The sequence below is a fragment of the Janthinobacterium sp. GW460-12-1-14-LB5 genome (assembly GCF_059423585.1).
In genome coordinates this window covers 192,712-211,647 of sequence record NZ_JBWKYD010000006.1, presented here as the reverse complement: position 1 = coordinate 211,647, position 18,936 = coordinate 192,712, and the positions used below count along the sequence as shown (strand labels likewise).

The window sequence follows — 18,936 nt, the reverse complement described above, 5'->3', positions numbered from 1 at the left end:
TTGTCACTTGTGTGGCGGCCTTGCCGCACGGTGGCGCTTTGTCGGTGTGCGCCCTTGTGTCTTAGCGAACTTAGCTGCTAGAGTAGAGCCATGTTCGATATCCTGGTGTACCTCTACGAGACTTACTATCGCCCCGATGCCTGCCCCGAGCCGGCAGTCCTGGCGCGCAAACTGTCGGCCGTCGGTTTCGACGACGTGGAGATTTCCGAAGCGCTCGTGTGGCTGACGGACTTGAACGCCATGGCCGGCGCCGAGCAAACCCTGACGGCCAGTTCCACCGGCATGCGCTTCTACGTGCAGCAGGAAAGCGACGTGCTGGGCACGGCCGCCATCGGCTTCATCCAGTTTCTGGAAAGCGCCAAGGTGCTTTCGCCGCTGCAGCGCGAAATCGTCATCGAACGGGCGCTGGCGCTCGACGAGGCGCCCGTATCCCTGGGCAAGCTGAAAGTCATCGTGCTGATGCTGCTGTGGAGCCAGGGCAAGGAACCGGACGCCTTGATGTTCGACGACTTGTTTGTCGACGACGAAGATCTCCCGCCGCGCCTGCTGCACTAGTATACAAACACCCCTGGCCGCACCTGGCGCCGCTGCCGCGCCATCTCCCTTACTATATGCTGCGGCACCGCGCACGCCAGACCATTGTGTTTGCGCCTGCGCATTCTTGCTTGCAGATAACTTGCCGAATTCTTCAATAGGCGCTTATCATTGGCCGCTTGACAAGACCACAAGTCACAAGGCCTTGCGCAGACAAAAGCGTCGGCGCCTGGCAATGCACTGTATGATGCGCATGCTGAAACTATCCTAGAGCATTTTTCGAGACTAAAAAATATGACAAAAACCCTCATCATCGCCGAGAAGCCTTCTGTCGCGAACGATATCGCGAAGACGCTTGGCGGCTTTACCAAGCACGATGAGTACTTTGAATCGGATGAATACGTCCTGTCGTCGGCGGTCGGCCACTTGCTGGAGATCGCCGTGCCGGAAGAATTCGACGTGAAGCGCGGCAAATGGAGTTTCGCGCACTTGCCGATGATTCCACCGTATTTCGCGCTTAATCCCATCCCGAAGACGGAAGCGCGCCTCAAAGTATTAAACAAGCTGATCAAACGCAAAGACGTTTCCACCCTCATCAACGCATGCGATGCGGGGCGAGAAGGCGAGCTGATTTTCCGCCTGATCGCGCAAAACGCCAAGGCCAAGCAACCGGTCAAGCGCCTGTGGCTGCAGTCGATGACGCCGGGCGCCATCCGCGACGGTTTCGCGCACCTGCGCAGCGATGAAGAAATGCTGCCGCTGGCCGACGCGGCCCGCTGCCGTTCGGAAGCCGATTGGTTGATCGGCATCAATGGCACGCGTGCCATGACGGCGTTTAATTCGAAAGAAGGCGGCTTCTATCTGACCACCGTGGGCCGCGTGCAGACGCCGACCTTGTCCATCGTCGTCGAACGCGAAGATAAAATTAAAAAATTCGTGCCGCGCGACTTCTGGGAAGTGCGCGCCGAATTCGTCTGCGCGGCCGGCATCTATGAAGGCCGCTGGCTCGACACGAAGTTCAAGAAGGACGAGAACGACCCCGAGAAGCGCGCCGAGCGCCTGTGGAGCAAGACGGCTGCCGACTCGATCGCCACCGCTTGCCGCGGCCGCCAAGGCATCGTCACGGAAGAATCGAAACCGACCACCTCGATGGCGCCGGGCCTGTTCGACCTGACCAGCCTGCAGCGCGAAGCGAACTCGCGTTTCGGCTTCTCGGCCAAGAACACGCTGGGCCTGGCCCAGGCACTGTACGAAAAGCACAAGGTATTGACGTATCCGCGTACCGATTCGCGCCACCTGCCGGAAGACTACATGCCGACCGTGCTGCAGGCGCTGGAAACGGTCAAGGAAAACAGCAACTACCACCAGTTCGCCAAGCAGATCATCGACAAGGGCTGGGTCAAGCCGAACAAGCGCATCTTCGACAACACGAAGATCTCGGATCACTTCGCCATCATCCCGACGACGATCGCGCCGAAAAACCTGTCCGAGCCGGAACAGAAGCTGTACGACCTGGTCACACGCCGCTTCATGGCCGTGTTCTTCCCGCCTGCGGAATTCCAGGTCACCACGCGCTACACGGAAGTGTCCGGCCATCAGTTCAAGACTGAAGGCAAGGTCATGACCAATCCGGGCTGGCTGGCCATCTACGGCAAGGAAGCGTCGACGGACGCGGACAAGGAAAGCAATGGCAACGGCAACCTGGTGCCCGTCGCCAAGGGCGAGAAAGTGCAGACGGAAAGCGTCAGCGCCAACGGCCTGGTGACGAAACCGCCCGCGCGCTTCACGGAAGCGACCTTGCTGTCGGCCATGGAAGGCGCCGGCAAGCTGATCGACGACGACGAGCTGCGCGATGCGATGGCCGGCAAGGGTCTTGGCACCCCGGCCACGCGCGCGGCCACCATCGAGGGCTTGCTGACGGAACGCTACCTGATCCGCGAAGGCCGCGAACTGATTCCGACGGCCAAGGCGTCGCAGCTGATGACTTTGCTCAAAGGCCTGGGCGTCAATGAATTGACGGCGCCGGAGCTGACGGGCGAGTGGGAATACAAGCTGTCGCAGATGGAAAAAGGCAAGATTTCGCGCGAAGAATTCATGCGTGAAATCGCGCAGATGACGCAAATCATCGTCAAGCGCGCCAAGGAATACGATAACGATACGATTCCCGGCGACTACGCGACCCTGGAAACGCCATGCCCGAATTGCGGCGGCGTGGTGAAGGAAAACTATCGCCGTTTCGCCTGCACCAAGTGCGAATTCTCGATGAGCAAGACACCGGGTTCGCGCCAGTTCGAAATCGCCGAAGTGGAGCAATTGCTGAAGGACCGTACCATCGGCCCGCTGCAAGGCTTCCGCTCGAAGATGGGCCGTCCGTTCGCCGCCATCCTGCGCATCGTGCGAGATGAAGAAATCAAAAATTTCAAGCTGGAATTCGATTTCGGCCAGAACGACGAGAGCGAAGATGGCGAAGGCGTCGATTTCACGGGCCAGACGCCCGTCGGACCTTGCCCCAAGTGCAATGCCGGCGTGTATGAAATGGGCCTGGCCTATGTGTGTGAACACAGCGTTGCCAAGCCGAAGACGTGCGATTTCCGCAGCGGCCGCATCATCTTGCAACAGGAAATCTTGCCGGAACAAATGGCAAAATTGCTCAACGATGGCAAGACGGACTTGTTGCCGGGCTTTGTGTCGCAGCGCACGCGCCGTCCATTCAAGGCTTTCCTCGTACGGGGCAAGGATGGCAAGGTGAGCTTCGAGTTTGAAGAGCGCAAGGCCAAGCCGGGCGCCAAAGCGAAGGCGGCAGCCGCCGAGGCCGACGGCGAAGAAGGCGCGGCGCCAGTGAAGAAGACGGCCGTCAAGAAGGCTGCCGTGAAGAAGGCGCCGGCGAAGAAGGCCACGGCCGTGAAAAAGCCGGCCGCCAAGAAGGCGCCGGCGAAGAAGGCGGCAGCGGCCGAGTAATCCGGCGCCAGCCAGAAAAAAGCCAGGGATTTCCCTGGCTTTTTTACGTCCCGATTTGATGGAGCAATGGTCAGGCTGGCGGCGCGGCCGGCGCCACCAGGCCCATTTCCCGCAGCACGTCATGCGCCGAGCGGAAGGCGTCGATGGCCAGCGGCATGCCGCAATACACGGCCGCGTGCAGCAGCACTTCCTGGATTTCCTGCATGGAAGCGCCATTGTTGACGGCGCCGCGCACGTGGCCGCGCAGCTCCTGGGCGCGGCCCAGGGCCGTCAGCATGGCGATCGTCGCCAGGCTGCGCGTCTTTAAATCCAGGCCATCGCGGCACCAGGTCGTGCCCCAGGCGTTGCGCGTGACGAAGTCCTGCAAGGGCGCCGTGAAGGCGTCGACCTGGGCAAAGGCGCGCTCGACAAAGGCGTCGCCCATCACTTGTTTGCGCATGCGCAAACCATTCTCGAATTGTTCATCCATGCCGCGCTCCCTGTGGAATACTCTGTTCAGATACTAGCGAGCGGGCATGGGGTGGTCAAGCTTAGTCCAGGTAGTCCGAGTATTCGCGCTGCGCGTAATGCTGCAAATTCGCCCACGGCTGCGCCTTGCTGACGGTCGGCTGCAGCTTGACGTCGACCCGGCGATAAAAAGTGTTGGCGCGGTCGCCGCTTTCGATGATCAGGGGAATCTGTTTTTGCTCATCCCACAGGATGCGCTGGAACACGCCATTCTTTTCCACTTCGCGCCAGCGCGCGCCCGTCACGTTCGATGCCTGCTTCGACAGGGGCATGGCGGCCACCAGTTTCGGGTCGAGCAGATAAAAACTGTTTTCCCAGGAACCGTCGAAATTGACGTTTTCGTATTCGGCCTTCGGAATCGAGACGACGATCTTGTCGTGCGCATCGATGTATTCCACGCGCACGGTGTTCTTTTCCAGCATCACGTGACGCGGTATCAGCACGGGATTGAAGTGCTTGTGGTCATGCTGCGTGGCTTTCAGGGCCACCTTGGTGTTTTCGCCATGCTTGTGCCCGGCATGCGCGTCCGTCGCCGGTGCCAGCACGCGCTCGACCCACACGTGGCCGGGGCGGCGCAGCATCTTTTCTTCGTAGCGGCTTTCGCGCGTCACGCCTTCCGGCGTCAGCACGCGGCTGTAGTAGGTGATGCCCAGGTCCAGGTCGGCAGGGGCGGCCGCTTGCGCGGTACCCGCAAAGCCGGCGGCGAGGAGGATGGCGATCAGGGTCGGTTTCATGGTGTTGCCTTTACGTGCAGAGGGGCGGAAGGCAAGATTGCCATCCGCCCCGGTGGGGTTGCCGTGTTGATGTGGATCAGAAGCCGAAGGCCGCCTTCAGCAAGTCAAACACCTTGGTGTTGTCCAGGGTGCCCTTGAAAGCCTTGGCGCCGGCGCCCGTGGCCAGCAGCTTGACGTCGCCGCCGCCGTGGGTTTCGCTGGACAGGCGCACGCCTGTTTCTTGCAGGTAATTGTCTTTCAGGGCCGTGGCGCTGTCGACGTTGCTGCGCAGGGCAGGGCGGTTCGGGCCATTGCCGAACACCAGGGTGGTGTAGGTATTGCCGTCCGCATCCTTGCTTGGCTGGTTATCCTTGTAGCCGCGGTTGATGTCGAGGATATGGTTGCCGCGCTTGCCGTAGCCGTTGAACGCCAGGGTGTGGTCATGGTCGGCCGTGACGACGATCAGGGTATTTTCCAGCTTGGGATCGGTTTCCTTGATCTTGTCGATGGCGGCCTTGATGGCGTCGTCGAAGGCGATGGTATCCGTCAGCGCGCGCTTGGCATTGGTACCATGCAAGGCGTGGTCGATGCGGCCGCCTTCGACCATCAGGAAGTAGCCGTTCGCGTTTTTCGACAGCAAGTCGATGGCTTTCAGCGTCATTTCCGACAGGCTAGGCTGGGTCGCGCCTTCGCCCAGCGGCGGCGTGGCCGTGCGGTCCAGTTCATATTCGAGGTGGCTGCGGGTGCTGTACAGGCCGATGAATTTCTTGCCGCTCTGCGCCGCCGCCATTTCCGCCTTGTTGGCGGCCACGGTGTAGCCCTTGGCGGCCAATTCCGTCAACAGGTTGCGGCCATCGGCGCGGCCATACTTGTTGCTGGCCGACCAAGGCGTAAAGTGGTTGCGGCCGCCACCCATCAGCACGTCGACGCCATCGCCCAAGGCCGCGTTGTAGCCCGTGCCGCCCGGTACCGTTTGTGCAGCGATCGCGTATTGCGCATTGCGGTTGCAGATGTGCGAGAAAGTCGTCGCCGGCGTGGCGTGCGTCAGTTCCGTGGTGGTGATGGCGCCCACGGCCTTGCCCTTGGCTTTCGCCAGTTCCAGGATGGTCGGCACGCTCTTGTCGGTGGCCGGGCAGTTGTCCACGCCCAGGTTGCCGTTGGCGTCGCGGCCGGGCTCTTTGGCGATCGTGTCCTGCGCCATCGAGATGACTTCATTGTTCATCTTGACGCCGGTCATGTAGGCGGCCATCGATGGCGCGCTGTCCGTCGTTTGCGCATCGTGCGAGTACGTCTTGATGCGCGCCGTGCGTTCCAGCGTATCCATCGTCAGGCTGCCTTCTTCCTTGTACTGGTAGATGCGCGCCGCCGTCACGACGGACGGGCCCATGCCGTCGCCGAGGAAGAAGATGACGTTCTTGGCGTCGGCGGCGTAGGCGCTGGCAACGCTGGCGGCCACGAGCGTGGTCAGCAGGGAGAGTTTCAGGGCGGGTTTCAATGCGAGTTTCATGTGCTTGTCCAATTCTTGTCTCTTGGGATTACAGACCGCCGGCGGTCTTGACCAGGCCGAATACTTTGGTGTTGTCGATGGTGCCCAGGAAGGTTTCCGAACCCTTGCCGATGGCGCCCAGGAAGACGTCGGTGCCGCCGTGGGTTTCATTGCCGATCGCAGTGCGGATCACCGCTTCCTGATGGTACATATTGGCGCTGGTGACGGTTTCATCGAGGCTGGCCATGGCGGCGCGGCTCGATTGGGTGCGGTTTTCGCCATTGCCGAAGCCGATGATCGAGTACGGTGCGCCATCGAGGTCTTTCTCGACCGCGCCGGTGACGTAGTTTTTCACCACGCCCAGCACGCCAGGGTTGCCGGCAGCCGTCTTGCCCGTGCGCTTGGCGTAGCCGTTCAGCACCAGGGTGTGGTCATGGTCGGCCGTGACGACGATCAGGGTATTGGCCAGGGTCGGGTCGGTCAGCTTGGCTTTCTCGATGGCGGCCTTGATGGCGTTGTCGAAAGCGACCGTATCTTGCAGCGCTTTCTTGGCCGTCGTTTCGTGCAGCGCATGGTCGATGCGGCCGCCTTCGACCATCAGGAAGTAACCCTTCTTGTTCTTGGCCAGCACGTCCATGGCCTTGGTGGTCATTTCCGCCAGGCTCGGTTCCTTGCTTGCGTCGCGGTCCAGGTCGTAGCTCATGTGGCTGGACGTGAACACGCCGAACAAACGCTCCGTCTTGGCCGCATCGACGGCCGTGAAGTCGGCGCCCGTGTTGGCCACCGTGTAGCTCTTCGCTTTCAGTTCGGCGACCAGGTCGCGGCCGTCGGAACGCTTGCCGCCATCCTTGAACGGCTTGAAGAATTGCGCGCCGCCACCGAGGACCACTTCCAGGCCGGTGGTGCCCAGCGCGCTGTTGTAGCCCGTGCCGCCCGGTACCAGGGCGGCGGCGATATCATTTTCCAGGTCGCGGTGGCAGATGTGCGAATAGGTCGCGGCCGGCGTGGCGTGCGTCACGCGCGCCGTGCTGACGACGCCGGCGGCAAAGCCCTTGGCCTTGGCCAGTTCCAGCAGGGTGGTGGCGGGCGTGCCGTTGCCGGTGCCGCATTTGTTGACCAGCTTGTTGCCGTTCGCATCCGTGCCCGGGTCGATGGCGAGCGTGTTGGCCGACATCGAGATGACTTCATTGTTCATCTTGACGCCGGTCATGTAGGCGGCCATCGATGGCGCGCTGTCCGTCACTTGCGCGTCGTTCGAGAACGTTTTCACGAAGGCCGTTTCCGGCAAGGTGTCCATGGTCAGCGCACCTTCTTCGCCCACCGAATAGATGCGCGCGGCCGTCATGGTGGTCAGGCCCATGCCATCGCCGAGGAAGAAGATGACGTTTTTCGGCGGCGCTTCAGCCACTACCTCTTCTTTTTTGGCATCGCTGCCGCAGGCGGCCAGCATCAGGGTGATGGCGACGCTGCAGCCAGCGACGGAAATTTTTCTGCGTGTCATGTGGTTCATCCGGCTAGGTTTGAAAGAGCTGGCAAGATAACAATGCAATGTGACACCATCATGACGCTGTGACACATTTGGCCACGCCGGTGCGCACGGCGGCGTGCTTGCCAGTGTCTTATTAAATCGAAATAAGCAACAAACAATTGCGTTTTAACGGGTTTTTCTACCGAATAAAGCAACGTAAGATGCCCTCATCCCAATCATCTTGTGAAGGCAGATCATGTTCTCCAAATCCATCAGCAGCGTTCTTGTTTCCACCCTGTTTGCCGCCGGCGCCGCCTCGGCCGCCGCCAGCGCTCCCCTGAGCCTGGAAGTATTCAACCCAGGCGAAGCGGCCATCTTCCCCGTCGCTTCCGTGCTGGTTGCGGGCAAGCATGACGCCGTGCTGATCGATGCGCAGTTTTCGCGCGCCGAAGCGCAAAAACTGGTGGAAAAGATCCGCGCCAGCGGCAAGAAACTGACGACGGTCTATATCAGCCACAGCGATCCCGATTTTTACTTCGGCCTCGACGTGATCAAGGCAGCGTTCCCGCAGGCGAAAATCGTTGCCACGCCGGAAACCGTCGCGGAAATCCGCCGCAAGGCTGACGCCAAGGTCGCCTACTGGGGCCCGATTTTGAAGGACAATGCGCCGCACGCCATCGTCATCCCCGAAGCCTTGAAGGGCAAGCGCATCAGCCTGGAAGGCCAGTCGCTGGACATCGCCGGCCCGACGCCAGCGCGCACCTATGTGTGGATTCCGTCGATCAAGGCCGTCGTCGGCGGCGTGGTGCTGTTTGGCAACTTGCACGTGTGGACGGCCGATACGCAAAGCGTGCAATCGCGCCAGGACTGGCTCAAGACGCTCGATGGCATCGCCGCCCTGAAACCTGTCACCGTCGTGCCCGGCCACTTCAAGGTGGGTTCGCCCCTGACGCCCGACAGCATCGGCTTTACGCGCGACTACCTGGTGACGTTCGAAGCGGAAACGGCCAAGGCTGCCAATTCCGCCGCCCTGATCGAAGCGATGAAAACGCGCTATCCGCAGCTGGGCCTGGATGGTGCTTTGGAGACCAGCGCCAAAGTGGCAAAAGGCGAAATGCAATGGTAAGCGGCAAGGCCGGCATGCCCACACTGCACTACATTTTCGATCCCCTGTGCGGCTGGTGCTACGGCGCCGCGCCGCTGGTCGAGGCGGCGCGCGCCGTGCCGGGCCTGGCGGTGGCCTTCCACGGCGGCGGCATGATGACGGGCAGCAATCGCCGCCAGATCACGCCCGCCTGGCGCGGCTATGTGCTGCCGCATGACCGGCGCATCGAGCAATTGTCGGGCCAGCCCTTCGGCGACGCCTATATCAACGGCTTGCTGAACGACACCACGGCCATGATGGATTCCGAGCCGCCGATCACGGCCATCCTGGCGGCTGAATCGCTGGCCGGCAAGGGCCTGGACATGCTGCAGCGCGTGCAGCGCGCCCATTACGTGGACGGCTTGCGCATCGCCGACCTGCCCGTGCTGGTGACCTTGGCGCAAGAGCTGGGCATGGACGGGGCCGCATTCGGGGGGGAATATGCGCGGCAGGCGGGCGCCGCCACGCAGCGGCACATCGACGCCAGCCGCGCCTTGCTGGCACAGGTGGGCGGCCAGGGCTTTCCCACGTTCGTGCTCGACGATGGCAGCGGCAAGCTATCCGTGATCGATATCGGCGGCTTCCTGGGCCAGCCGGCGAAGTTGCAGGCACAGCTCGGTGGCGTGTGCGACGCCCACGGTTGCGTATTGTAAATAACTATCGGATCGATAAAATCAATTAGCTTTTCCTTTGTTGTTGACCTCGTTACACTGGTTTCATTAGTCAACAACGAAGGAAAAGCAGCCATGAGTCAACAGCCGCCATTCAGTACCGCCTCGGGCATCCCCGTCGCCGACAACCAGAATTCCATCAGCGCCGGCCCCCGCGGCCCCCTGCTGCTGCAAGACTTCCACCTGATCGAAAAACTCCAGCATTTCAACCGCGAGCGCATCCCCGAGCGCGTCGTGCACGCGAAAGGCTCGGGCGCCTACGGCACCTTTACCGTCACGCACGACATTTCGCGCTACACCAAGGCCAAATTGTTTGCCGAAGTGGGCAAGCAGACGGCCACCTTCGCCCGTTTCTCCACCGTCGGCGGCGAACGCGGCAGTGCCGACACGGAACGCGACCCGCGCGGCTTCGCCGTGCGTTTTTATACGGAAGAGGGCAACTGGGATCTGGTCGGCAACAACACGCCGATGTTCTTCATCAAGGACCCGATCAAGTTCCCCGATTTTGTCCATACGCAAAAGCGCGATCCGCAAAGCAATCTGAAATCGGCCGAGATGATGTTCGACTTCTGGAGCCATGCGCCGGAAAGCTTGCACCAGGTCACCATGCTGTTCTCGGACCGCGGTACGCCGGACGGCTACCGCCACATGGATGGCTTCGGCAGCCACACGTATAGCCTGATCAATGCCGACGGCCAGCGCGTGTACGTGAAATGGCACTTCAAGACGCGCCAGGGCATCAAAAATTTACCTGCGGCGGAAGCGGGCCGCCTGGCCGGGGCCGATCCCGACTACGCCCAGCGCGACCTGTTCGGCGCCATCGCGCGCGGCGATTTCCCCCAGTGGGAAGTCAAGCTGCAGGTGGCGACGCAGGAGCAACTCGATGCATGGGAACAGCGCACGGGCTGGAATCCGTTCGACCTGACGAAAGTGTGGCCGCATGGGGACTTCCCGCTGTTGCCGGTCGGTATTTTTGAGCTGAACCGCAACCCGGACAATTACCACGCGGAAGTCGAGCAAGCGGCCTTTTCGCCGGCCAACGCCGTGCCGGGCATGGGGTACTCGCCGGACAAGATGCTGCAAGGCCGGCTGTTCGCCTACCACGACGCCCAGCTGTACCGCGTCGGCACGAACCACCAGCATCTGCCCGTGAATGCGGCCCGCTGCCCCTTCCACAACCAGCAGCGCGACGGCGGCATGGCCATCCACAATGGCAGTTCGGCGCAGAACTACGCGAACGTGGCGGCGGCAGGCAGCGCGCCGCAAGGGCTGGGCCATGGCGAGCCGGCGCTGGCGCTGGACGGCGGCGCGGCGCGCTACGATGGGCGCGGCGTGGAAGACGATTACACGCAGGCCGGCAATCTGTTCCGCCTGATGTCGGTACAGGCGCAGCAAAACCTGTTCGACAACCTGGCAGGACCGTTGAGCCAGGTACGTGCGGAAACCTTGCAGCGTCAGCTCGGTCACTTCGACCAGGCCGACCCCGCCTACGGCGCCGGCGTGCGGGCCGCCTTGCAGGCGCGCGGCGCGGCACTGTAATGGTGTGTGGCAGGCGGAACAAGCTTGTTCCGCCTGTTTGATGCAGCACAAATGAGCGTTTATTAGAGCTGGATGCCAAATATTGCCGTATGGACATATTTGCCTTCCATGCGTAGACTTGTCGGTCTGATGATCGCGCCGTCTTCCTGGCGGCGTCCTGACTAGAAAGTCTTGCAATATGAATATGGCGAAGCTGTCGGTGCATGGGGACGACCCCACGCTCAAATCCATTCTCGAAGTCTTGCCCACGGATCCGGAACGGCAATGGCGCAAGGGCGAGGCGAAGGGCGCGGCGGGCCGCGTGCATCTCGATTCCGGCTTCGAAGTACTGATCGCGCAAGCGCCCAAGTCGCAAGTGTTGCCCTCGCGCATACGCAGCTACCTGGCTGAATGCCGCTCGCGCGGCGTCAGCTTCACCATGCCGCGCATAGTTGCCGAGCTTCAACTGGAACTGAGCGGCGACGACACGGTCGACGCGCCGCTCGACCTCACCCTGGCCGACATGCAGCATCTGACGGAAATGGGCATCAGCCTGAGCCTGGTGACGCGCTGCGCCGCAGCCTGATTCCCGTGTGACACAAAAAAATGGCCACCTGTTCAGGGTGGCCATTTTTCGTCATGGTTCGTCGAGTTCGACGTTGACCATATTGTCGTCCGGCTTGCGGTCGATCAACTTGTTGTCGGGATCGATGCCCGCCTTGCCGGGCCGGCTGCCGACGATGACGGTGTAGCTCGCTTCGCGCGCCGCCATGCGCTGGCGTTCGCGCAGCAGCGGATGGCCATTCGCGTCATCGACGCCGATCTCGATCCAGTCGTGCAGAGGCGCATCGTGTTCCTCGCCCTGTTCGCCGGCCGTCAATTTGCTTGCCTGTACCTTGATGGTGACGGCGTACTTGCCGTCGCTGCGTTTGACGGCCGTGGCCGACAGGGCGCGGTTGTCGAACAGCACGATTTTCTCGAACAGGTCGTCGATCAGGTAAGCCTGCTCGGGCGGCGTGACCTGGCGCAAGCCGGTTATCAGCGCCGTCACGCTCGCATACGGCGGGCCTTTCTGGCCGTAGGTCTTGAGCAGCTCGCGCAGCACGCCGTTGACCTTGTCTTCGCCGATCATGTCCTGCAGCAAGTACATGGCCAGGCTGCCCTTGTTGTAATGGATGTAAGTCTGGTTTTCATTCTCGGCCAGCGGCAGTTCCTTCTTGCGCTCTTCGCTGCGTCCCATCAGGTATTGATTCAGGTCATAGCGCAGGAAGCGGCGCATCTTGGCCGGCCCCGCGGTTTTCTTCATTACCATCAGGGCAGAGTATTCGGCCAGGGTTTCGCTGAGCACGGTGGCGCCCCGCGTATTGCCGCCCACCAATTGATGCGCCCACCACTGGTGCGCCACTTCATGCGCCGTGACGTAGAACGGATAATCGAGGTCTTTCGGATTCTTGTCGTCCACCCTGGCGATGAAGCCCAGGCCTTCCGAGTATGGAATCGTGTTCGGGAACGATTGCGCAAACGTGGCATAGCGGGGGAACTCGACGATGCGCAAGACCTTGTGCTGGTAGGGGCCGAAGTTCTTCGTGTAGTACTCGAGCGCTTCCTTGCTGCCGCGCACGAAACGATCGAGGTTGTACTCATGGCCCGGGTGGTAATACACGTCGATGGCCACGTCTTGCCAGCGCTCGTGCCTGACGGCGTAGCGGGCCGACTGGAACGAGTAGAAGTTCAGGATCGGCTGGTCCATCGTGTAATGGAAGTAATGGCGGCCCTTGGCGATCCAGTCGTTGTCCAGCATGCCCGGCGCGATGGCCGTCTGGCCGTCCACGGTGCTGACGGTGGCATCAAAACGGATGCGGTCGGCGTCGTTGCTGACGTAGTTGTCGGCCAGTCCCTTCGCATCGTCGCGCGGCAAGGCCCGTTCGCGCGCGGGCAAGCCGTGTTTCTTGCGGTCGCGCGGATCCGTCAGCTCCAGCTGCGGCTGGTAGCCGATGTGCGGCAGCACGGCATTCGTGAAGAAGGTGCCGTTGGCCACCACGGGCGTGTCCTGGCCCAGGCCGAAGATGCCGCGCGGCGCATAGCGGATGTCGAAATCGAGGCCCAGGGTGGCGCCCGGCGCCAGCGGCGCGGCCAGGCGGTAGCTATAGAAGCCCAGCTTGCCGTCATCGAGGCCGGGATGCACGCGCGCATCGAAACGCAGGCGCATGGTAGCCGTCGGGTCTTGCTGCACAAAAATGTGGCTGATCGGCAGGCTGGTCTTGTTTTGCAGCATGTAGCGGCCCGTAACGGCCAGGGTGCGCTGCGCCGGGTAGATGGCCACGTCGAGTTTCACGTCGGTGATGCGCGGCTGCGGCGTGGCGGCAAACTTGCGGTACTGGCGCTCGATACTGGCGCGGTCCGCGTCGCGCGCATAGTCGGACTTGTAGTCGTTGGCCACATGGAAGACGTAGAACAGCACGGCGCCAGCGCCGAGGAACATCACGGCACCGCCGGCAAAGCTGGCCAGCACGCCCTGCGTCAGGCCGTGGCGCGCCAGGCGCAGGCGGATGCGCCAGCTGTCCTGCGCGCCGCGGGGCCAGAACAGCAGTGACAGCACCGTCAGCATGACGGCCGCGCCGCTCCAGTACAGCAAGTACCAGCGCTCGCGCAACACATAGTGGCCGGCGCCGTTCATGGCCGAATACACGAAGTCAGGCGTGCTGCCGTACAGCAGCAGCGGGTCGCCCAGGCCCAGCGAGGCAAAGCTGACGCTGGCGATGTGGTACAAAATCATGGCGAAATACGCCAGGTACTTGTGATTGATCAATACCTGCAAGAAAATGGCCAGCACCGCGATCAGCGCATAGTAGGGCAGGTGCGACAGGAACAGCGATTCCACGTACAGGCCCGGATCGAGGCGGTAATAGCCCTTGAAGACCTGGATCGACATGCCGCACAGCATGATGATCAGGCTCAGCAAGGCTTGCAGGCCGATCAGGGCGAACAGTTTCGACAGCAGGGGCAGCCAGTTCGGCACGGGCAGGGCGTCGAGCATCAGATACGTGCCCGCCTCGCGTTCGCGCCACACCAGTTCGCCCGCATAGAAGGTGGTAATGATCAGCATGAACAGGGCGAACGAGGCGCTGACCATGTCCAGCACCTTTTCCGTCACGGGATACGTGTTCGTGCCGTAGATGGAGCCCATGTCCAGCGCGCCCGCATACATGGTCAGCACGCCGGCCAGCACGATGACGACAAAATAAATGTTCTTGATGGTTTCGCGCAGGTTCAGCCAGCTCATCTTGAGGAGCAGGGTAGCCAGGTTGCGCTGCGCGAAGTCCGGTGTTTCCTGCGTGGACAGCGAAGCGTTCGACAGGCGCTGCGGCGCCTCGCCGTCGCTGCGGCGCCGGGTGGCGCCCGCGTCCGTCGTCGCATGGAACTGGAAGCGCCAGTAGCCGAGCAGCAAGGCCACGAGGGCGAAGCCGGACCAGATGGCGCGGTTCAGCAGGTACACGCCTTCCAGCGTCACCAGGCGCGTGTTGCGCTCCGCGTTCGGCCAGTATTCCGTCAGGCGTATCAGCGCCGTCGTGCCGAACGGGTCGATCAGGGCGGCCAGGGTCTTGTAGTCGAGGTCGCGCGCCAGCGACGGCGCCACCAGGTAGCCGATCAGCATGACTACCGAGCTGATGTACACGGGCAGCATGCGCCGCGTCAGGGCCGCGATGACGAAGAAGATGGCGCCGAAGATGAACAGGTTCGGCAGCAGGGTAAAGACGTAGGGCATCAGGTAGGCCAGCGCCCGTTGCGGCCCCAGCCGTTCGGGATCGATGCCGGGCAGCCAGGCGCCCAGCCAGGCGCCGATGACGATGCTGGAAAACACCACGGCCAGCACCAGCCAGGCGCCGAGGAAGCGGCCGAACACGTACTGGTATTTCTTGATCGGCGCGCTGAAGAAGAAATGCTGCATGCCGTACTCGAAATCCTGCTGCACCGAGCGGCCCATCATGGCGGCCACCACCACGGCGCCGAAGCAGCCCAGCAGGCTGCACGTGAACGCCAGCGAGCGGGGCGCGTTGATCAGGAACTTGCCGCCGAAACTGATGCTCGCTTCCTTGAAGACGCCGCCGGCGGCCGCCATCCACAGCATGGCCAGCGCCAAAAACATGGCGAAATACACCCAGGTGGACAGCAGTTTGAGCCGCTGTCGCGCTTCAAAGCGGGCGATGGCAAACATGGCCGCCCCCTCAGTCGCACTGCGGGGCGACGCGGTGGCGCCCGGCAATGGTGGCGAAATACAGGTCTTCCAGGTCGCCGATGGCTTCCTCGAAGCCGTCGCCCGGGTCGTCGTCGCTGTAGACGTGGATCAGGGTACGGCCCGACAGCAGGCGCGTGGAAATGACGGCGTGGCGCTGCTGGAAGCTGGCCAGTTCTTTCTTTTCGACAAAACGCGCCCAGATTTTGCAGCTGACTTCGTCGATCAGTTCCTGGGTCTTGCCACACAGCAGCAAATGTCCCTTGTTGATGATGGCCATGTTGGCGCACAGGTCGGCCACGTCGGAGACGATATGGGTTGACAGGATCACCGTCTTGTCTTCGCCGATGTCGGACAGCAGATTATGGAAGCGGACTCTCTCCTGCGGGTCGAGGCCGGCCGTCGGCTCGTCGACGATGATCAGTTTCGGGTCGCCCAGCAGGGCTTGCGCGATGCCGAAGCGCTGGCGCATGCCGCCGGAAAAGCTGCCCAGGCGCTGGTGGCGCACGTCGAACAAATTGGTTTGCTGCAACAGGCCATCGACGACTTCGCGCCGGCGCGCCCGCTGCGACAGCCCTTTCAAGGTGGCGAAGTGGTCGAGCAGCTCGTAGGCCGTCACTTTCGGGTACAGGCCGAAGTCTTGCGGCAGGTAGCCCAGCATGCGGCGGATCTCGTCTTTGTCGTCGAGCACGTCGTAGTCGCCGAAGAAGATGGAGCCGGAATCGCATTCCTGCAGGGTGGCCAGGGTGCGCATCAGGGTCGACTTGCCGGCGCCGTTCGGGCCCAGCAAGCCGAACATCCCGGGCGGTATCGTCAGCGACACGTTATCCAGCGCTACCACGCCATTCGCGTAGGTTTTCGACAATTTGCGAATCTGCAATTCCATACAACTCCTGACTCATGCGTTGCAGCCCGATGGTGCAGGGCTTCTGTATGCTGGCATTGTATTGAATTTAAGACGTACTGGGCAGTTGCATGCGATACACGGCATTTTCGCGTGGCCAGAGTGCAATTGGCGGGAGTGGACGGCGCGCCGGAGGTGCTGTTTCCGGCGCGTCCTGCGAGTATCAGTTGCGGAACAATACCGATTCCCGGTTAAACCACCAGCGGCACAGCATCAGCAGCGCGCCAGCGATGACCGTGGTCGAGGCCAGGATGACGCCGAACATGCGGTAATCCATGGTGCCTTTCACGAGTTCCTTCATGGCCAGCGACACGTTGGTCAGCGGCACCATGGCCCACATCCAGTTCAGTTCGACGCCGGGCAGCATGGCCGCCACGGTGGGCAGGATGACGAACAGCATCAATGGCGTGATCATGCCGGCCGCTTCCTTGTAGCTTTTCGCGTAGATCGAGATCGACAGCAGCAGCGAGGCGAAGATGGCGGCCGTCGGCACCAGCATCAGGGTCACCATGGCCAGGTCGGGCAAGCCGATGCTGCGCACCATGACGGCCATGTTGCCTTCCAGCGAACTGCCGAAGATGGCCAGCAGGGCGCCCATGCTGCCCACCATCAGCACGGCCGAGGTCATGCCGACGGTAAACAGCACGAGGAATTTGGCCAGTACGATGGCGCTGCGCGGCACGGGTGCCAGCAGCAGGGTTTCCAGCGTGCCCCGTTCCTTTTCGCCGGCGCCCAGGTCGATGGCCGGGTACATGGCCGCCGTCAGGCACACCATCAGCAGCAGATACGGCAGCATGCCGCCGACGATGGCGCCCATCTGCTCGCGCTCGTTGGCCGTCGATTGCTTGTCGAGCACGATGGGATTGAGGGCAAAGGCCAGCTGGGCCGGACTCAGGTTCAGGGCCGACAGCGCCCCTTCGCGCAGGCTGGCGTTATAGGTGTCGACGATGTCGCGCACCCGCTGCTGGGTCACGTCGACCGTGCTGGCGCTGTTGTAGTGCAGTACCACCTTGGCCTGTTGCCGTTGCTGCAGCGCCTCTTCAAAGCGGGGCGGGATGACGACGGCAAACTTGATGGTGTCGTCGCCGATGGCGCGGCGGATCTCCCCCTCGCTGGCCAGCGGCACTTCGCGCAGGTTGTGCTGCTGGGCAAAACGCGTGCTCAAGCCCGGCGAATGGTCCTTGCCGAACAGGGCGTAGCGCATTTCCGCCGTCTTGGCGTTCTTGAACATATTGTTCGAGACATAGGCAAAGCCGCCAAAGATCAGCGGCATGGCAAAGATGGGGATCAGAATGGTGAAGATCAGCGTCTTGCGGTCGCGCGTGAGCTCCAGCAACTCTTTCAGATAAATGGTCCACATGGCTCAGGTTCCCCGGTTGATGACGCTGACGAAGGCGTCGTACAAGTCCGCGCTGCCGCCCAGGTGGCGCAGTTCGTCGACGGTGCCGTTGAAGGCGGTGGTGCCGCGGTTGATGATGCAGACGCGGTCGCACAGCTTTTCCACCTCGTGCAGGTGGTGCGTGGAAAAGATCAGCGGCACGCGCAGCGCCTTGTAGCTGGCGATGAAGTCGAGCAGGATCTTGGCCGACATCACGTCCAGACCCGTCGTCGGCTCGTCGAGGATGACCACCTGCGGCTCGTGCACGACGGTGCGGGCGATCGCACACTTCTGTTTCATGCCCGTCGACAACTGATCGGCCCGTTTGCCGCCGTATTCCTCCATCTGCAGCAGGGAAAACAGCTCGTCGCAGCGGCGTTTCAGCTTGTCGGCCGGCATGCCGTGCAGGCGGCCAAAGTATTCCACGTTCTCGCGCGCCGTCAGGCGGCCATACAAGCCTGTCGAGCCGGACAGGAAACCGATGCTTTGGCGCGCCACCAGCGGTTGCTGCAGCACGTCGACGCCGTTGACGAGGGCGCTGCCCGCGTCCGCCTGCAAAGCCGTCGACAGCAGGCGCAGGGTGGTCGTCTTGCCGGCGCCATTCGGACCCAGCAGACCCAGCACTTCGCCGGGCGCGCAGCTGAAACTGACGTCGCGCACGGCATGAAACCAGCCCTCGTGTTCGCGCGGATCGCTGACGTGCACGCCCTTGCCCTTGTGGGGCGGCATGCGGAAACGTTTTGCCAGGTGCTTGACCTCTATCATGTGCTTCATCCATTCAACGGTGAAGAAACAAGAGTAGCATGCAAAAAATGTAACTTGCAAGGTGGAAATATCGTTTGGTCTATTGAAAAAAACAGCATCTTCATGCAAGCTGGCCCGGTGGGCGCCGGCGGACGGCGCGGGAGAGCGCAATGCAAACGATCGATCAGGCGATGCAGGACAAGGTATTGGCCGTGGCCCGCGCCGGCATGACCAGCGCCGAAGCCATCGGTTTCTTCCGCGTCAGCCTGGGCCTGTACTACCTGGCCGGCCTGATGACGGAAGAAACCCTCGATTTCAAGCAGATCGACGCGCAATACAACCGTTTTATCTATCACTCGATAGGCGGCGGGCACAGCATCGCCAGCGTGCTGCAATTCATGAGCGGCGAGAAAGTCTTGCGTGTCTTGCAATCGGAGCGTTTTCGCGCCGCGTTTGCCGAGTACTGCCCGGACATTCCCGTCGACAGCATTTCCTTCCTGATTTCATTGAACCTGGGCGTGGCGAAAAGCCTGTCCGGCCTCGATGCCGTCGGCCCCGTGGTGGACTGGATCGAGCAGGAAAAAGCGCGCACAAGTCAATAAAGCCCCGTTCGCCCTGCGCGCGGCGTGGGTACGGCCGGCCCTGATCGTCCTATAATTCATGTTTTACTACTCATG

15 protein-coding genes are annotated in these 18,936 nt (G+C 62.0%); 7 read left to right on the top strand and 8 right to left on the bottom strand.

What is annotated here, in order from left to right; translation table 11 throughout:
* The first annotated feature begins 90 nt into the window (after positions 1-90).
* Positions 91-555, top strand: coding sequence for a Smg family protein (locus tag AC07X6_RS08260; protein ID WP_494790630.1), 465 nt, complete (start codon positions 91-93; stop codon positions 553-555).
* A 273-nt stretch (positions 556-828) separates the two neighbouring features.
* A complete protein-coding gene (locus AC07X6_RS08255; protein ID WP_494790629.1) occupies positions 829-3,492 on the top strand; it encodes a DNA topoisomerase III in 2,664 nt (887 codons plus the stop codon).
* 70 nt (positions 3,493-3,562) lie between these two features.
* Here AC07X6_RS08255 and pcaC read toward each other — a convergent pair whose 3' ends face one another.
* The 4 genes from pcaC to AC07X6_RS08235 all read right to left on the bottom strand — a co-directional run bounded on the left by pcaC (position 3,563) and on the right by AC07X6_RS08235 (position 7,699).
* Entirely contained in the window at positions 3,563-3,961 is a 399-nt protein-coding gene (pcaC, locus tag AC07X6_RS08250; RefSeq protein WP_474294653.1) for a 4-carboxymuconolactone decarboxylase, read from the bottom strand.
* 61 nt (positions 3,962-4,022) lie between these two features.
* Positions 4,023-4,733 (bottom strand): hypothetical protein, encoded by a 711-nt coding sequence (locus AC07X6_RS08245; protein WP_474294655.1) that lies wholly within the window; start codon positions 4,731-4,733, stop codon positions 4,023-4,025.
* Between the two features lie 76 nt (positions 4,734-4,809).
* Positions 4,810-6,219, bottom strand: a complete 1,410-nt coding sequence (locus tag AC07X6_RS08240) for an alkaline phosphatase (RefSeq protein ID WP_230541594.1) — start codon at positions 6,217-6,219, stop codon at positions 4,810-4,812.
* 28 nt (positions 6,220-6,247) lie between these two features.
* Positions 6,248-7,699, bottom strand: coding sequence for an alkaline phosphatase (locus AC07X6_RS08235; protein WP_494790628.1), 1,452 nt, complete (start codon positions 7,697-7,699; stop codon positions 6,248-6,250).
* 223 nt (positions 7,700-7,922) lie between these two features.
* Between AC07X6_RS08235 and AC07X6_RS08230 the strand changes: the two genes are divergently transcribed.
* The 4 genes from AC07X6_RS08230 (at position 7,923) to AC07X6_RS08215 (ending at position 11,585) form a co-directional block, all read left to right on the top strand.
* Positions 7,923-8,792 carry an MBL fold metallo-hydrolase gene (locus AC07X6_RS08230; protein ID WP_494790627.1) on the top strand — a complete coding sequence of 290 codons (870 nt, stop codon included), beginning with the start codon at positions 7,923-7,925 and terminating at the stop codon, positions 8,790-8,792.
* Between the two features lie 14 nt (positions 8,793-8,806).
* Positions 8,807-9,463, top strand: coding sequence for a DsbA family protein (locus AC07X6_RS08225; RefSeq protein WP_494790626.1), 657 nt, complete (start codon positions 8,807-8,809; stop codon positions 9,461-9,463).
* Between the two features lie 93 nt (positions 9,464-9,556).
* Positions 9,557-11,020: a catalase gene (locus AC07X6_RS08220; RefSeq protein WP_494790625.1), complete on the top strand. Its 1,464-nt coding sequence runs from the start codon at positions 9,557-9,559 to the stop codon at positions 11,018-11,020.
* A gap of 178 nt (positions 11,021-11,198) precedes the next feature.
* Positions 11,199-11,585 (top strand): hypothetical protein, encoded by a 387-nt coding sequence (locus AC07X6_RS08215; protein ID WP_494790624.1) that lies wholly within the window; start codon positions 11,199-11,201, stop codon positions 11,583-11,585.
* Between the two features lie 51 nt (positions 11,586-11,636).
* On the opposite strand, the gene AC07X6_RS08210 is transcribed toward AC07X6_RS08215, so the two are convergent.
* The 4 genes from AC07X6_RS08210 to AC07X6_RS08195 all read right to left on the bottom strand — a co-directional run bounded on the left by AC07X6_RS08210 (position 11,637) and on the right by AC07X6_RS08195 (position 18,280).
* Positions 11,637-15,215, bottom strand: coding sequence for an ABC transporter permease/M1 family aminopeptidase (locus AC07X6_RS08210; protein WP_494790623.1), 3,579 nt, complete (start codon positions 15,213-15,215; stop codon positions 11,637-11,639).
* Positions 15,216-15,225: 10 nt separating this feature from the next.
* Positions 15,226-16,119 carry an ABC transporter ATP-binding protein gene (locus AC07X6_RS08205; RefSeq protein WP_035824559.1) on the bottom strand — a complete coding sequence of 298 codons (894 nt, stop codon included), beginning with the start codon at positions 16,117-16,119 and terminating at the stop codon, positions 15,226-15,228.
* A 181-nt stretch (positions 16,120-16,300) separates the two neighbouring features.
* On the bottom strand, positions 16,301-17,497 hold the full coding sequence (locus AC07X6_RS08200) for an ABC transporter permease (protein ID WP_494790622.1): 1,197 nt from the start codon (positions 17,495-17,497) through the stop codon (positions 16,301-16,303).
* A 3-nt stretch (positions 17,498-17,500) separates the two neighbouring features.
* On the bottom strand, positions 17,501-18,280 hold the full coding sequence (locus AC07X6_RS08195; protein WP_230541587.1) for an ABC transporter ATP-binding protein: 780 nt from the start codon (positions 18,278-18,280) through the stop codon (positions 17,501-17,503).
* 149 nt (positions 18,281-18,429) lie between these two features.
* Here AC07X6_RS08195 and AC07X6_RS08190 point away from each other — a divergent pair, with 149 nt between their 5' ends.
* Positions 18,430-18,861, top strand: a complete 432-nt coding sequence (locus AC07X6_RS08190; protein WP_230541586.1) for a hypothetical protein — start codon at positions 18,430-18,432, stop codon at positions 18,859-18,861.
* Positions 18,862-18,936: the final 75 nt, after the last annotated feature.